This is a genomic window from Flavobacterium ranwuense (assembly GCF_004349315.1).
GTDB classification, from domain to species: domain Bacteria; phylum Bacteroidota; class Bacteroidia; order Flavobacteriales; family Flavobacteriaceae; genus Flavobacterium; species Flavobacterium ranwuense.
The window spans coordinates 309,347-325,416 of the sequence record NZ_SMLH01000003.1 but is presented as its reverse complement, the minus strand read 5'-3'; the positions used below and the strand labels follow the sequence as shown (position 1 = coordinate 325,416).

Sequence of the window (16,070 nt, the reverse complement as noted above, 5' to 3'; positions counted from 1 at the left end):
CCCTTCTAACCTTGCATTTATACTTCCCATTCGCCTTTTGCAATGAATTGCGTTTTCCCCCCGATTTTTATATCAAAATGATTTTCAGTCAATTTTCCATCAAAATAAATTTGAGAAGATCTATTTATAAAATCTCCCTGATGATTGATAATTTGAATTTCAGGTGAATAATATTTTAAAAGAAAAGCCTGCAAACAAGTACTGGCACTACCAGTAGCCGCATCTTCTATAAGTTGATTGTTCTCAATACATAGCATTCTACTGATGAGCTCTGTTTCTTCTAAGCAATAAAAGTACAAGGCCCTATGATTTGTTTTACAATTAGCATGCAACCATTCATCCATTTTATTTTTGTCAAGAATTAAATTCTCCAATACCTTTTTATTTTTGACAGGAACAATTACAAAAGCGCTTCCGGTGGTCACTTCCTGAATGGGAAAAGCATCATCAAAATCAGCACTGCTTAAATTGCTGAAGGTTAAAAAATCTTCTGCTGAAAAAGTATCTAAAAATTCTGGTTGAGCAGCCTGTAGCCAAACCAAATCTCCCGATTGATGAACTGGAATTTCACCAATTGGAACCGATAACGCAATTTTTTCAGATTGATTTTCAAAAATCTTATTCATGAGAACCCAAGAAGTTCCTATGATTGGATGTCCCGCAAACTTCATTTCGTGCTCCGGAGTAAAAATTCTGATTTCCGCAGCACTAATTTTTGGTTCAAGCTTAGTTATAAAGGTACTTTCCGCAAAGTTGATTTCACGGGCAATTTTTTGCATCTGTTCGTCACTTAAGACACCAGCCTCTAAAAAAACAGCCAATTGATTGCCTGCATATTTTCTCTCTGTAAAAACATCAACGATGTAAAAAGATAAATTCATTCTCTTTGTTTTTTGGCTTTCGATTATTTTAAAAATTTCATGCCGATTCTTCTTGTTTTCTTAATCCAATTCCCCGACTTCTTTACTTAGTAATCGATGAATTTGTTTTGGATTCTTCTGCTTTTATAGTATCCAATTCTCTTTGCGCATCTGAAACTACATCCGGAAAATCAGTGAAATTTTGGATTACATTTTCTAAAATATAAGTTGCTTGGTAGCTGTCTTTCAGTCCGTAAAAATTTTTTGCCATTAAAACTAATCCTTTGGCTCCAAAATATTTATAGCTGGCATAATTCTTCGCTAATTTTTGAACCGCAGTATTAGAAGCTTCAAACTTTTCGTCTTTGTTCTTAAAATAAGCATCATAATACAAAGCTTCCGCAGCTAATTCTCCTTTGGCAATCGTCATTAATTTTGCGTAGGCAACTCTTGCTTTCGCTTCATCACCCGTTTCAATTGCCGCACGTGCAATGATGATTTGCGCATCACTTTTTACATTATCATCCGTTTTAGGATTCATCAAAACCTTCTCCGCATAAATAACTGAATTTGGATAATCTTTTTTATCATAGTACGATTTCATCAAATTCGATTGTGCAAAAGTTTTATTCTGCGAAAGATCCGCTTCGTTTTCTAAACGGGATAAAACCGGTATTGCTTTGTCATACTCTTTATTTTTGAGAAAAATTTGAGCCAATCGTGACAAAGATTGTTCTGTAAATTCACTACTGGATTGTGCAATTACATATTCATAATTAGGAATAGATTTGCTCTCTGATCCTTCAGAAAAATACAATTGAGCAAGATAATAATTAGCCTGTAAAGCATGAATTCCTCGAGGAAATTGATTTACGTATCCACTAAATCCTGCGATTGCCTGCTTGCTGTTATTTTGTTGAAATTGCTTTTCAGCAGCTTCATACGTATCATTATCAAGTTCTGCATCTGTTACAGCGACAAAATCCAACGTACGAACCCAAGTTGCATATTCATCTACTCTTCCATTATCCACATAAATTAATCGGGCGGTGGCTACAGCTTCTAAAGCCTCCGGAGTTCTAGGGAAATCAGCCGCAATTTTTTTAAATTTCAACAATGCTTGATCGTCTTTATCCGTGTTATAATACACTAATCCCTGACGCAAAATTGACCTGGAAGTGAAAGATCCTTTTTTAAATTCAGTATTTAATCGTTCATACGTTTTTACGGCAAGGTCATTTTTGCTCTCGGCAACATAGGTATTGGCAAGTTCAAAAAGCGCATCGTCTCTGTATTCTGATTTTGGATACAATTGCAAAAAAGCGTTTAATTCCTCTATTTTCTTGTCATTTTTAGCAATAAATCCGTAGCAAATTGCTTTTTGAAAATAGGCATAATCCGCGTCCTCACTTTTAGATTCTATCACTTTAACATACGCATCCATAGCTGGACCGTATTTTGAAGTCACAAAACGACAATCCGCTAAACGCAAATACGCATCATTCAAACGTACTTTGTCGGCGGGTGCTTTTTCTATTTGATTTTGGAAATAATTCCCTGCCTGATCGTATTCTTTCAATTTGAAATACGTGTAAGCAATATTGTAATTACTGTTTTTAAATTCTGGTGTTGTTGCTGCTTGGTTCAAACCAATGAACTGCTTGAAACTTAATAAAGCGTTTTTAAAATCATTTAAAACATATTCTGTTTCTCCTTGCCAGAAAGTAGCACGAGCCGTAAAAACAGCATCTTTTTGTTCACTTATGGATTTTGTGAACATTTTCAAGGCTTCTGGATAATTCCCATCGGTATATAATTCTAGACCTCTATAAAAAAGCACTTTTTGGTACGCTAATTTATTTTCTGGTGATTTATTTTTTTCCAATAAAACTAAGGCTTCTTTGTAGTTTTTAGAAGAAATATAAGAATCTATCAGTAATTTTTCAACCTCTGAACGGTTAGCGTTATCTGGATATTTTTTCAAAAAAGCCTGTAAAACTGCGGGTACACTTTGATACGAGTTTCCTAATTCATAACTTAATTTTGCATAATTCAAACCAGCGTCTTCCTGAATGGCCAGATCAAACTCCATTTCAGAAGCGTTCTTAAAAGCGTTCAAAGCTTGTTGTTTTTTATCGGTATTCAGGTAACTTTCTCCCAAATGATAATAGGCATTTTGCGCTACAAAATCTTTTCCTCCAATTATTTTATTAAACTGAGAAATCGCGTTTTCGTAGTCTTTTTGTTTGTAATACGCGTATCCTAATTGATAAAAATCCGTATTATTCCATCTTCCTTTTTTTCCTTTATAAGCAACTAAATATGGAATTGCTGTGTCGTATTTTTTTAAATTGAAATAGCTTTCGCCAATGATTTTATTCAGTTCAGATTTTTCTAAAGGATTTGATTTAGCCATTGCTTTCTGACCTAAATCAATTGCTTTTTGGAAATTCCCCAACTTAAAATTCATATCCGCCTGATAATACGAAAGCTTTTCTTTGTACTTTTCTTCACCTGAAACTTCATCAAAATATTTTGTGGCTTGCTTATAATCATCGCCTTCATAAGCCATAAAACCTAAATAATATTTGGCTTGAGAACCATATTCGGCAGAATTCACGACTTTATTCAAATAAACGGTGGCTTCTTTTTTCTTTTTGGCATTAAAAAAACTATAGCCTTTTTGGAAATTGAATTTATCTTGGTCATTTCTGCTTAAACTGCTTTCGTCCACTTTATCAAACCATTGTAACGCTTGCGGAAAATTTCCTTGATTAAAATGATAATGTGCCACTTCAATGTATGCCTGATTTTGTTTTACGCTCGTAGGATAATCAGCAACAAATTGCTCCATCAATTCATCAGCATTCGATTGATTGGTTCGAATGGCGCAATTCGCAGCATAATACGCACAATCTGATTTTAGCTCTTCAGTAGTAGCTGTTTCCTTTACTTTATTAAAAATAATTTGCGCCGATGCATATTGCGAGTCTTTAAACAAAGAAACCGCTTTATTGAAATCTTTCGAATCGTGCGTGTAAATGGTTGATTTTTGTGCCGAAATAGTGGCAGTTATAATGAAAATTGGAATAAAGAAGAGCCAAGAAATTTTACGCATTGTAATTTTATTTTAATAATTCAAATGTATCATATTCTGAAGTCTATAACGAATCGTTATTGGATTTTATTATGAACATTTTTTTAAACACCATAGAATTTAACTTTCAATACTATATTATTCATCCCTCTAAACTCAACTACTTTCACGTATTATTTATAATTATCAGAATTCTATCTAATTGAATAGAATTTATTTTGAATAGAACCGTTATCTTATTACTTTTACCCAATAAACAAATGCAAATTATGTCACAATCCGTACTGTCTTTAAAAAATGTAAATATTTATCAAGAGGGGAAATCTATTTTAACAGAGGTAAACTTGGAGGTAAAACACGGTGAATTCCTTTATATTATTGGAAAAACAGGCTCTGGAAAAAGTAGCTTAATGAAAACTTTATATGCTGATTTAGCTTTAACGGAAGGAGAAGGCCATATAGTAGATTTTGATTTAGCAACCCTGAAAGAAGATGACATTCCGTTTTTGAGAAGAAAGATTGGAATCGTTTTTCAAGATTTCAAATTACTACCGGACAGAACGGTAAAAGACAATATGCTATTTGTTCTAAAAGCTACAGGCTGGATTGACAATGACGAAATGCAACGAAAAATTGATGAAGTTTTAGACAAAGTAGGCATGAAAGAATTTGGCAATAAAATGCCGCATCAACTTTCAGGTGGTGAACAACAGCGTGTTGCCATAGCCAGAGCTTTACTGAACGACCCCGAATTAATCCTTGCTGACGAACCAACAGGGAACCTTGATCCACAAACCAGTGCCGAAGTTTTAGAAGTATTAAAAAATATTAATGCTAATGGGAAAACCATTATTATGGCAACCCACGATTATGCATTATTGATGAAATTCCCTTCGAAAACATTGAAATGTGAAGATGCAAAAATATTTGAAGTGGTTCAGAGAACGGCATAATGCTATCCATTCTTGTTCCAATATACAATTACAATGTTTATCCTCTTGTTTTAGAGTTACACAAACAATGTATGGATTGCGGAATCAATTTTGAAATTTTATGTCAAGATGACGCTTCAAAATCAAATTTCAATGCATTTAATGAAAATGTAAATGCATTATCAAATTGCAGTTTTGTCTCCTTAAAAGAAAATCTGGCGCATCGTAAAAACAGAAATTCCCTTGCCGAACAAGCAAAGTTTGAATATTTGCTTTTCATCGACGGCGACTCTATTATTATTCATGCCCGTTACATAAAAAAATACATTGATAATCTTCATGATTTTGATGTTGTTTATGGCGGTAGATTGCATCCTGAAAAATGTCCCTCCGATAACCAAAAACTACGTTGGAAATACGGAAAATTTATTGAGGACAAATCTGCAGAAAACCGAAAGAAAAAACCCTGTCAATCGCTACTTTTCAATAATACCGTAATTAAAAAAGACTGTTTCAACAAAGTAAAATTTGATACAAACAAAAAGAAATACGGTCATGACGACACCCAACTTTCGTATCAATTGAGTCTATTAAAATCTAAAGTAAATCATATAGAAAACCCTGTTGAGCACGGAGATATTGACTCTAATTTGGTTTATCTGAACAAAACCAAAGAATCTTTAGAAAACTTGATTTCGTTATACGAAGAAGAAAAAATTGATATTGAATTTGTAAGACTGATTCAATTGTATCATTTTTTAAAAAGAACAAAGTCTACTTTTATCATTTCAAATACACATAACGTTTTTGAGAAATATCTACTGCAAAATTTGACTGGAAACAATCCTAATTTATTCCTTTTTAATTGGTTTCGGATTGGCTATTTGTGCTCGATAAGTTATAAAAATTAATTCTTTTTGATTTCAATAAATAATTGATCCCAAGTTTCCATAATAGCATCGATATGGTATTTTTCGCTGGATAATTTTGCCTTTTTACCCATTTCTTTTCTTAATGTCGCATTTTCGATTAAAGTCTCGACTGCTTTTACATAATCTGATTCGTTCCCATTTTCGATCAAAAATCCGTCTTGGTTTTGAGAAATTATTGCTCTTGGTCCACACGGACAATCATAAGCAATACAAGGCAATCCGGAAGCCATCGCCTCAATCAAAACCATTCCAAAACCTTCAAATCGAGACGTCATCAAATAAAATGAAGCTTCTAAATATTTTTTATCAATATCCTGAACTGCGTCATAAAAAACTACATTATCTGAAATATTCAGATTTTCAGCCAACAATTTTAAATTAATATTTTCAGATGAATTTCCATAAATTTCCAATATCCATTCCGGGTATTTGGCAACTACTTTTTTCCAGATTTGCAACATTCTGTCAAATCCTTTTTCATACGTATGCCGACCAACAGCAATGACTTTTTTATTTTCTAAAGCATTGGATTTTTCCGAAGTGAACCATAAGGGATTTGGAATAACAATTGCATTATTTATCTTCCATTCTGCAATGCTTTCGCTCGTCACAACAACAAATCGATCGTATTTCTTTATTCCAATTTTTTTAAAAAAATGAAAAAAACCAGATCTAACTTTCGTCAAAAAATTATTCTTTAATTTTCTTTCTTCAATAAACATTGAACTGTGCATTTCTAAAACTAGTGGAACTTTGTTTTTTAAAATAAAAGGAATAAAATACGCTTTTAAACCATTATCACAAACAACAATAACATCGGGTTGAATTGCTTTAATTTTAGTTTTTAAAGCGTTCCTGTAAGAATTAAAAAACTGAAATACATTGCCTTTCAGTCTCATATCGTGAAAAATAATATTGGAATCAAAAGAATAAAACAAAGGAGAAAAACCCTCGTTTTGAGTCAGAATATGAACTTCATATCCTAATTTATCAATTAGGTAATTGGCTTTTACAGAAAGGACTCTGGCTACACCGCCTTCGTTATTTATGTTAGGAACAATGTATAAAAGTTTCATTTTTTTGAAATCAAAAATTCATCAAAATCCCGAATATAATCTTCTTCATTGAACACATCAGATGCCAAAACCAAACAAACTGCTCCTGATGAAAAATTTTGCAATTCTCTCCAAATACCCGTTGGAATATACAATCCAATATTTGGTTTGTTCAAGAAAAATGATTTTTTTTCGATTCCGTCGTTAAGAACAACTTCAAAACTTCCGCTCAAAGCAATCAAGATTTCTTGCTGAGCAATATGCGAATGTCCACCTCTATAAGCATTGCTTGGCACATCAAAAAGGTAATACACTCGCTTGAATCCAAATGGCAAAACATTCTCTTGAATAAATGCCAGATTCCCACGTATATCTTCCACAACAGGGATCTTTAGTAATTGTATGGCGTTAAGGGTTGTTTTCATTTAGTAATTTGTAAAAAATCTTCTTTTCCTTTGTTTGCGCTTTTTAGTGCTACAAAAACTTGGTTTATTTTAATTTTGTTTTGTTTAATATCAAAAAAAAGTTTCATAAAAACTCCTTTGAAGTAACCATCATTTGAAACCCTGGTCAAGAAAGCGCCTTGTACATAATATCTTTGCTCCAAATTTAATTTATCATCTGTTGAAATCGACGGATGACTTGTTATAACCTTAGGCACAATAATTATATTTTGATTTTGATTTTTCAAATCCGACAAAAAAATAGCTTCTTCTCCCATCTTAAATGAACTTCCAAGCCCAAAATTAGTATCAAACTTAATCTTCAGTTGGTCGAATACCGCTTTTTTTAAACTTATTTCAATCGATAAAATATTAAAAATATCTAGATTATTTAATTGCAATTTTGATTGAGAAGGATATTTTTTAAATAATAAGCCATTTGAATCTTCAATTGCAAAACAAATACTGGCTGCCTCAGGATAATTGTTGTGGGCTTCAAGAATACTGCTTTCAAAATCTTCCTTGAAAATTTCATCGTCATCCGCTATTAAGATAATTTTCCCTTTTGCATTTTGCAAACCTAAATTCCTGCTTTTCGACAACCCTTTTTCAAATGAATTTATAACTCTAATGGAAGGAAATTCTGAAACTAATAGTTTATTCTCTAGGCTTTGATTGATAATTAAAATTGAAAATTCTGAAAAATGACAGAAGGGAAACATAGGAATCAAAAAATCCAAAGAATCTCTATTCATCGTAGCCATTACTATTTCAAGATCTCCTTTTTTAAATTCTTTTATCAATTTGTTATTATATTTACACAAATATAAATAATTCAGCTTTGTAAATGAAAATACTTTTGATGGGCGAATACAGTCGATTGCATAATTCTTTAAAAGAAGGATTGATAGTGCTGGGACATGAGGTAATTTTGTTGTCATCGGGAGATCATTTCAAAAAATTCGACACTGATTATTCCTTTCATTCCGCCTTTTTATCTGATTATTGGTTGCCTCTAAAAATCAAAAATGCCCTTTATAAACTCACGGGTATCGATTTAGAGAAAGCAGAAAGAGGACTTCGTTTTTTCCTTTTATTAGCCCAATTAAAGAACTTTGATCACGTACAGCTCATTAATTCGGATGCAATTGAAACGTTTCCTTTTCTCTCTCGGATACTCTATAAAAAGGTATTCAAAAAAATTAAAAATCGGAGCTTATTAATCTGTGGTGATGAAACCCCAATTATTGATTATTTGCTCAAAAAAGAGTCTGACTATAGCATTCTGACTCCCTATTTCGAGGATAATTCGTTAAAAAAACATTTTGAATATCCATTAAAATACGCCACAAAAAACTATCGAAAAACCTTTGATTGGTTGGTCGAAAACTGCCAAAACCTAATTGTCTCCGATTTAGATTATAAAATTCCGATGGAGAAAATGGGATATTCGGTTCATTTCATTCCAAATCCAATTAACACCCTAAAAATTGAATTTCAAGAACAAAAAAACAATGACAAAATCGTTATTTTTCTTGGGATAAATCGCTCCAGTTACATCAAAAAAGGAATTACTTATTTTGAAAAAGCATTGCAAATTATACAGGAAAAATATGCTGAAAAAGTAGCTGTGATTATCACCGAAAATCTTCCTTATGCCGATTATATAAATTTATACAATACCGCACAAATCGTATTAGATCAAATCTATGCTGACGATCAGGGTTACAATGCCTTGGAAGCTATGTCAAAAGGAAAAGTCGTTTTCACTGGTGCCGAGAAAGAGTTTGTACAACATTATAATGTATCAGAACGAGTTGCTGTAAATGCTTTGCCTGATGTGAATTATTTAGTAAAAGAATTGTCTTTTTTGATCGAAAATCCTGAAGCCATTATAGCAATTGGAAAACGTGCCAGAGCATTTATCGAAAAAGAGCATGATTATATAAAAATCGCTAATCAATACTTAGAAACTTGGAATAAAGCTTAAATTTTTATCCAAAAACTAAAACAAACTCTTTCTAAAGTAAACAACCAACACCACCAGGTAAATAAAATTATCAAAAGCCTGAGCCATCACAACTCCTTGAATTCCAAATAAATTAATTAAATAAACACTTGAAAAATACAAAACAAGAAGTGAAAACAACTCTGAAACTATAAATGCTACAGTTAATTTTTTTGCAAAAAATTGATACCCTAAAATCAAAGAAGCTACTTTTAAAACATCACCTGCCAACTGCCAAACAAACAAAGTCGTTACTTGTAGGAATGCATTGGTAAAAAGCAAATTGACAATAAAAAAACGCAAAAAATAAAGCACCGTTAATACAATTATGAAAACGGGTAAAATACTTTTGAAGTAACTCCAAAAAACACGTTTTGTCTCCAGATTATTTTTGGCAACAGCCAATTTTGGCAAAAAATAAACAGTCAAAATTGTGGTAACAAACAACATATAATACGTCGAAATACGTGTCATTGTTTCCCAAAAACCGGCTTGTTCCAGTCCAACATTCTGAATAACATGATTTCTTATTAAGAGATACACCAAAGGTCCTAAAACCGTTGAAACCAAAGCCATTAAAGAATATGACGATAATTTTTTTAGAACTTGAGAATCAAACTGATGAAACCGAATCGTTTCAAAAAAATTAATTTCTTTATTTATATAATAAAATGTCACAAAAAACAACAAAGCTGGGGAAATCACCAAGGAAAATAAAGCGCCCAAGGTTTTATAATTCAAAATCATACTGATAGAAACTAATAAACCAATGGCATTGCCTATTATATTAACCCAAATTACACTTTTGAATTGCCCTAGACCATTAATTACAGATAACAAAAAAACAGAAATTGCATACCAAGGCAAAGCCAAAGCCAGTGCTTTAAAAACAATAGTATATTCGAAATCATTTCCAAATATTTGACTGTTCCAATAAGATGCAAAAAAGTATAAAACGCCACTTAAAACAGTAGCAATACAAACCAAACTAATAAAAACTGTGGTAATTATTTTTTTAAGCTGATTTTCATTTTCTTCGTTTTCAGCAACATATTTTATAATTCCGTTTTGAAAACCTAAAGTTGAAATGCTTTCTAATGAAGTTAAAAAATTCCTCAAATTCCCAACCAAAGCCATTCCGCTTGGCCCTACAAAAACTGCTAATAATTTTGAAGTTATTAACCCAATTCCAATCTTTAAAATAACGCTTAAACTATTTAAAGATGAAATCTTAAACAGTTGTGTTTGGGCAATTTTTCTAATAAATCCCAATTTAGTATTTATTTAAAATTGCAACAATAAAACTCACTTCATCCATTGTCAAAACTGGGCTTATAGGCAAACTCAACACTTGGTCATGAATTTTTTGGGTTATTGGAAAAGATAAATGATTCCAGTTTGATAACGCTTTTTGATTGTGAGGCGGAACGGGATAATGTACTACCGTTTGAATATTATTTTGATGTAAATAGTCTTGTAACTCTATTCTATTCTGAGTTCGAATGACAAATAAATGAAAAACATGATTAGATTGCTTCTTTCCGAGCAATGTCACAGTTGGCAATATTATTTTATCGTTTTTAATTTCAGACAAATAGCGTTTTGCAATTACTCTACGTCGTTCATTTTCAATATCTAAATACGGTAATTTCACATTAAGAAAAGCCGCTTGCAATTCATCTAATCTTGAATTTACTCCAATGTAATCATTATAATATTTCGTTTCCGAACCATAATTACGAAGTGATTGAATGGTTTTAGCTAACTCCGAGTCATTTGTGGTAACTGCTCCCCCATCGCCCAATGCGCCTAGATTTTTCCCAGGATAAAAACTATACGCTACGCTTGATTTTTGATTTTTGAGTACTTCTTCAGTTCGATCTGCGGTCTCGGGTGTGGATTCTTGATTTCTCATTGCACCATGAGCCTGAGCCGCATCTTCGACAACCAACAAATTATTTGCAACAGCAATTTCATTTATCGTATCCATTTCTGCCAATTGTCCGTAAAGATGAACTGCCAGAATCGCTTTGGTTTTTGGGGTAATCTTTTCTGAAATTAAATCGGGATCGATGTTGTAGGTTTCTAAATTTGGCTCGACTAAAACTGGAATTAAATCCGCTTGTAAAACAGCCAAAATACTGGCAATGTAAGTATTTGCCGGAACAATCACTTCATCGCCTTTTTGCAATTTCCCAAGTTGAATATAGCCTTTAAAAATCAACACTAAAGCGTCTAAACCATTTCCTGTCCCGATGCAATATTTTGCACCGCAATACTTGGCAAAACCGGTTTCAAATTCCTTGACTTCATTTCCTAAAACATACCAACCATTGGCTAAAACTACTTTCAATTTTTCCTGAAAAGCGGTTTCATACGGTTCGTTTATTTTTTTTAAATCAAGAAATGGAATCATTTAGTCAGTATGTTTTTTTGATTTAATTAAAAATGAATTTAGTCTGACATAATTAGCGGTTTCTACCTCATAAAAATCGTGGACTATTGTACTGGCTCCGAAACTTTCTTTCCAATAAGACAATCCATCATTCAATAATTTCCCTTGAGTTTCATTGGAAATCCCAAAATCAAAAAATCGTTTATCAACAAAAACATCTGTTATCAAAAAATGATATAGAAAATCTAAACTTCCAAGATTCTCCACATTTTCATATTTAGAAATATATTGACAATGCGCAACCGCTTCACTTTCGAAAACAGTAGTTCCCGCCACAATTTGATCGTTATGATACACATTAAACTGGCGTATATTATTAGGAAAACGGCTTTTTAAAAGATTCATTTCAGCAATGGAATGAACCGGTTTTGCATTATGTCTGGCTTCTAAATTCGGAATCAAAACTTCATCCCAAAAAGATTCAAAATTAGTTTCTTCTTTAATAACTAATCCTTTTGTCATTCCTTTTTTAATGCCTCTTTTTCTGATTTTTGAAAAATCATATTTTTGTGATAAATCAATCACCGACAAACTATCTCGTCTTACTAATTTGGCTTCCGCCAAAAATAAAGCATATTGAATTTCTTCGGCAGGTTTAGTATGATAAATCGATGGAATTGTTTTCAAATGCAGTTTTTCTATCTTATTATCTTCCAAAAACAACAAAACAGACCTAAAAGCATTAATTATAGTCGTCAATTTGGATTGTTCATTAGAAACTAGTCCGCCATACGTCAAGCCTTGATGTGAATAAACTATTTCCCCAACTTTATTTGCCGGCAAAACAGCAACCAATTTTTCGTTCTCAAAAATCATCAAGGAGAAATCCCCGAATCGATCTTTGTGGTATTCCATAAAATCACGGTGAAATAAAAAAGTAGCGTTTTTGGCTTGACCAATAAAGGCATTCCAGTTTGTATAATCGCTTTTCTGGTATTGTTTGACGGAATAATTTTTCACTATTTGGTTTTAGACTTCGTGAAATTAAGCATTTTTTATTTATTTTCTAAAGGGGATAAATACCATTTGAATTTCACTGCCATCAAGCGTACCGAAATGATAACTAAGGATGTCGCTAAGTATAAAATATCATTTTCTAAATTAAATTCCCGAAGGACGAAGAAAATAATTCCACCCAAAATACAAATCGTAGCATAAATTTCCCTTCTGAAAATTACAGGGATTTCAGTACATAAAATATCACGGATTACACCTCCAAAACAAGCTGTCATAGTTCCTAAAGCTACGCAGATGACCGGATGAAGTCCAATATTTATTCCTTTTTCGAGACCTATTAAAGTAAAAACGCCCAACCCAATGGTATCAAATAAAAACAAAGAAGTTCGCAATCTGTCGAATTTTTTTCTGAAAACTAAGGCCAATACAAACCCGATGATTATAACATAAACATAATTCAAATCACGCATCCATCCCACGGGCGTTCGCCCAATCATCACATCACGCAACGTTCCTCCACCCACAGCCGTAACAAAAGCAATGATAAACACGCCAAATGGATCGAGCTTTTTATTCATTGCCGTCAATGCGCCTGACATGGCAAAAGCCAATGTGCCGATGATGTCTAATAAATAAAACATGATGTTTTTTGGATTTAAAAATGGATAATAAGAATGCTATCTATTGACTATAATTCAGGCAAAAATAAAGAAAATACTCGTGTAACCAGCCTGACCCCCCACAATTTAATGAATCTATTCCTGCCAAATAAATATTCGAATTCAAATATAGAAAACTGAATTTTCTCTATGTATCTTTGTTTCCTATAAATTAAATAGTTGTACCTCTTGAAACAAATCACTTCGATACAAAATCCATATATAAAATCTTTAGTGCAATTGCAGGAAAAAGCAAAAGCACGTAAACAATCCGGAACTTTTTTAATTGAGGGAAAACGTGAAATTTCTATTGCCATCAAAGGAGGTTATGAAATAGAAACGCTGTTATTTTTACCTGAAATTTGTTCCGAAGCCGAAGCCCGTCAATTATCTAAAAATGCAGAACTGATAGAAATCAATAAGGAAGTCTATCAAAAACTGGCTTATAGAGATACTACTGAGGGTATTTTGGCTGTAGCCAAAACCAAATCGTTGCAATTATCGGATTTAAAATTATCTGAAAACCCATTGATTCTTGTTGCTGAAGCCCCCGAAAAGCCAGGAAATATTGGCGCTTTATTAAGAACTGCCGATGCTGCTAATCTTGATGCGGTAATTATTGCCAATCCAAAAAGCGATTTATACAATCCAAATATTGTGCGCTCCAGTGTAGGTTGTTTGTTTACCAATCAAATTGCTACCGGAACAACATCAGAAATTATTTCTTTTTTGAAAGAAAGGAAAATCAATTTTTATTGTGCGACTTTACAAAACTCCACTTCCTATCACACGCAAGATTACACCACGCCAACCGCTTTGGTCGTAGGGACGGAAGCCACTGGATTGACAGAAGAATGGAGAAAGGAAGCGACTCAAAATATTATTATTCCAATGCAAGGCGAGATCGATTCTATGAATGTTTCGGTTGCAGCAGCCATCTTGATTTTTGAAGCCAAAAGACAGAGAGGGTTTTAGATTTTTGATTGTAGATTAATGATTTCAGATTTTTAAAAAAAATAAATTTATAGTATGAAAAATAAATTATTCGTTGCAATAGCATTAATTTCAACCACTATTTCTTTTGCACAAATCAGTTCGACTCAAGTCGATGAATTAGTAGATCGTACGCTAAAAACATTCAATGTTCCCGGAATTGCTGTAGCCATTGTAAAAGACGGAAAAGTAATCCACTCCAAAGGGTATGGAGTTAAATCAATTTTAACTAACGAAAAAGTAGATGCAAATACCCTTTTTGGAATTGCATCCAATAGTAAGGCATTTACCAGCGCCGCTTTGGCGATTTTAGTAGATGAAGGAAAAGTAAAATGGGATGACAAAGTCATTAAACACCTTCCTAATTTCAAAATGTATAATGACTATGTAACGAATGAATTTACGATTCGGGATTTATTGACACATCGCAGCGGATTAGGTCTTGGCGCAGGAGATTTAATGATTTGGCCTGATGGAAGCGATTTTACCACACAAGATATCATTCAGAATTTACAGTATTTAAAACCGGTTTCGGCATTTAGAACGCAATACGATTATGACAATTTACTGTACATTGTTGCTGGAGAAGTAATTCGCGTAGCAAGTGGTTTGAGCTGGTGTGATTTTGTAGAACAACGGATGATGAAGCCCTTAGAAATGAATAATAGCGTCGCTTCTTTTTTACGACTGAAAGACACCACAAATATCATTGCGCCTCACGTTCCTATTGACGGAAAACTAAAAGTAATCAAACGCTACCAAAATCAACTTTTTGATGCTGCCGCCGGAATTTATTCCAGCGTAAATGATTTGAGCAAATGGACGATTATGCAAATGAACAATGGAAAATATGGCTCAGAGAACAAACAATTATTTTCTAAAAAAGAGCATAATGAGATGTGGTCTCCACAAACGATAATCCCAACAAACACAACAGCTCCTTACAATACCCATTTTAGTTCCTATGGACTAGGTTGGTTTTTAAGTGATGTAAAAGGGTATAAACAAGTCACTCACACTGGCGGATTAGAAGGAATTGTTACCCAAGTGACTTTGATACCAGAATTAAATTTAGGGATAATTGTATTGACCAATCAGCAATCGGGGGCCGCTTTCAGAGCGATTACCAACACGATAAAAGATAGTTATTTGGGAATTCAATCGGAGGATTACGTTACCATTTATAGCAATAGAATAAAAGCGAATGTAGCCTCTGCTGATAAAATAACGGATGATGTTTGGGCAACCGTAGCCAAAAACAAAAAAGAAAAATTCAAAATAGACTTCAAAAGTTTCGTTGGAACTTATACAGACAATTGGTTTGGAGATGCAGTACTTTCGGAAAAAAAAGGAAAATTATACTTTGCTTCAAAACGTTCTCCTCAACTTTCCGGTGAAGTTTTTTTCTACAAAGACACAAATTATGTAGTTAAATGGGATAACGCCTATTTCCATGCAGATGCGCATCTGTTTTTTGAATGTGATGCAACCGGAAAGGTGGTTAAATTAACCATGAAACCAATTTCTGAGTTGACTGATTTTAGTTATGATTTTCAGGATTTGGGTTTTAGTAAAGTGCAATAATCTTGTTAAAAAATCAATTTTGTGATTTACATTTAGAATCCCTTTTTAACTTGCATATCTCCCAACTTATTGTTATTTTTAGGAATTGAACCATG

General features: G+C 33.0%; 14 protein-coding genes. 5 read left to right on the top strand and 9 right to left on the bottom strand.

Annotation, left to right across the window (positions count from 1 at the left end; translation table 11 throughout):
• Positions 1–17: 17 nt before the first annotated feature.
• Positions 18–881 (bottom strand): PhzF family phenazine biosynthesis protein, encoded by an 864-nt coding sequence (locus E0I61_RS08045; RefSeq protein WP_132070548.1) that lies wholly within the window; start codon positions 879–881, stop codon positions 18–20.
• An 82-nt stretch (positions 882–963) separates the two neighbouring features.
• Positions 964–3,978: a tetratricopeptide repeat protein gene (locus tag E0I61_RS08040; protein ID WP_132070546.1), complete on the bottom strand. Its 3,015-nt coding sequence runs from the start codon at positions 3,976–3,978 to the stop codon at positions 964–966.
• A gap of 248 nt (positions 3,979–4,226) precedes the next feature.
• On the opposite strand from E0I61_RS08040, the gene E0I61_RS08035 reads away from it, so the two are divergent.
• On the top strand, positions 4,227–4,910 hold the full coding sequence (locus E0I61_RS08035; protein ID WP_131992381.1) for a cell division ATP-binding protein FtsE: 684 nt from the start codon (positions 4,227–4,229) through the stop codon (positions 4,908–4,910).
• The gene (locus tag E0I61_RS08030) at positions 4,910–5,800 is read left to right on the top strand and encodes a glycosyltransferase family 2 protein (RefSeq protein ID WP_132070544.1); all 891 of its coding nucleotides are present in this window, start codon (positions 4,910–4,912) and stop codon (positions 5,798–5,800) included. The genes E0I61_RS08035 and E0I61_RS08030 overlap by 1 nt, the downstream gene beginning before the upstream one ends.
• Here E0I61_RS08030 and E0I61_RS08025 read toward each other — a convergent pair.
• From E0I61_RS08025 to E0I61_RS08015, 3 genes are read right to left on the bottom strand one after another with little or no spacing between them, the layout of a single operon-like run.
• The gene (locus tag E0I61_RS08025) at positions 5,797–6,897 is read right to left on the bottom strand and encodes a glycosyltransferase family 4 protein (RefSeq protein WP_132070542.1); all 1,101 of its coding nucleotides are present in this window, start codon (positions 6,895–6,897) and stop codon (positions 5,797–5,799) included. The two genes, E0I61_RS08030 and E0I61_RS08025, sit on opposite strands and share 4 nt — an antisense overlap.
• Entirely contained in the window at positions 6,894–7,301 is a 408-nt protein-coding gene (locus E0I61_RS08020; RefSeq protein WP_132070539.1) for a sugar 3,4-ketoisomerase, read from the bottom strand. The genes E0I61_RS08025 and E0I61_RS08020 overlap by 4 nt, the downstream gene beginning before the upstream one ends.
• Complete coding sequence (locus E0I61_RS08015; RefSeq protein ID WP_165930196.1) at positions 7,298–8,122, bottom strand: glycosyltransferase; 825 nt, start codon at positions 8,120–8,122, stop codon at positions 7,298–7,300. Before E0I61_RS08015 ends, E0I61_RS08020 begins: the two co-directional genes overlap by 4 nt.
• A 44-nt stretch (positions 8,123–8,166) precedes the next feature.
• Here E0I61_RS08015 and E0I61_RS08010 point away from each other — a divergent pair, with 44 nt between their 5' ends.
• Positions 8,167–9,309 carry a glycosyltransferase family protein gene (locus tag E0I61_RS08010; protein ID WP_132070536.1) on the top strand — a complete coding sequence of 381 codons (1,143 nt, stop codon included), beginning with the start codon at positions 8,167–8,169 and terminating at the stop codon, positions 9,307–9,309.
• Positions 9,310–9,324: 15 nt separating this feature from the next.
• Here E0I61_RS08010 and E0I61_RS08005 read toward each other — a convergent pair whose 3' ends face one another.
• Genes E0I61_RS08005 through E0I61_RS07990 form a run of 4 tightly spaced genes read right to left on the bottom strand, consistent with a single transcriptional unit; the run spans position 9,325 to position 13,380 of the window.
• Positions 9,325–10,599 (bottom strand): O-antigen translocase, encoded by a 1,275-nt coding sequence (locus tag E0I61_RS08005; RefSeq protein ID WP_235832086.1) that lies wholly within the window; start codon positions 10,597–10,599, stop codon positions 9,325–9,327.
• Between the two features lies 1 nt (position 10,600).
• Positions 10,601–11,743, bottom strand: coding sequence for a DegT/DnrJ/EryC1/StrS family aminotransferase (locus E0I61_RS08000; protein WP_132070534.1), 1,143 nt, complete (start codon positions 11,741–11,743; stop codon positions 10,601–10,603).
• Entirely contained in the window at positions 11,744–12,742 is a 999-nt protein-coding gene (locus E0I61_RS07995) for a GNAT family N-acetyltransferase (RefSeq protein WP_132070532.1), read from the bottom strand. It abuts the gene before it with no gap.
• A 35-nt stretch (positions 12,743–12,777) separates the two neighbouring features.
• Positions 12,778–13,380, bottom strand: coding sequence for a trimeric intracellular cation channel family protein (locus E0I61_RS07990; RefSeq protein WP_131992357.1), 603 nt, complete (start codon positions 13,378–13,380; stop codon positions 12,778–12,780).
• A 207-nt stretch (positions 13,381–13,587) separates the two neighbouring features.
• Here E0I61_RS07990 and E0I61_RS07985 point away from each other — a divergent pair, with 207 nt between their 5' ends.
• The gene (locus E0I61_RS07985; RefSeq protein ID WP_131992355.1) at positions 13,588–14,373 is read left to right on the top strand and encodes a TrmH family RNA methyltransferase; all 786 of its coding nucleotides are present in this window, start codon (positions 13,588–13,590) and stop codon (positions 14,371–14,373) included.
• 54 nt (positions 14,374–14,427) lie between these two features.
• Positions 14,428–15,975, top strand: coding sequence for a serine hydrolase (locus E0I61_RS07980; RefSeq protein WP_132070530.1), 1,548 nt, complete (start codon positions 14,428–14,430; stop codon positions 15,973–15,975).
• Positions 15,976–16,070: the final 95 nt, after the last annotated feature.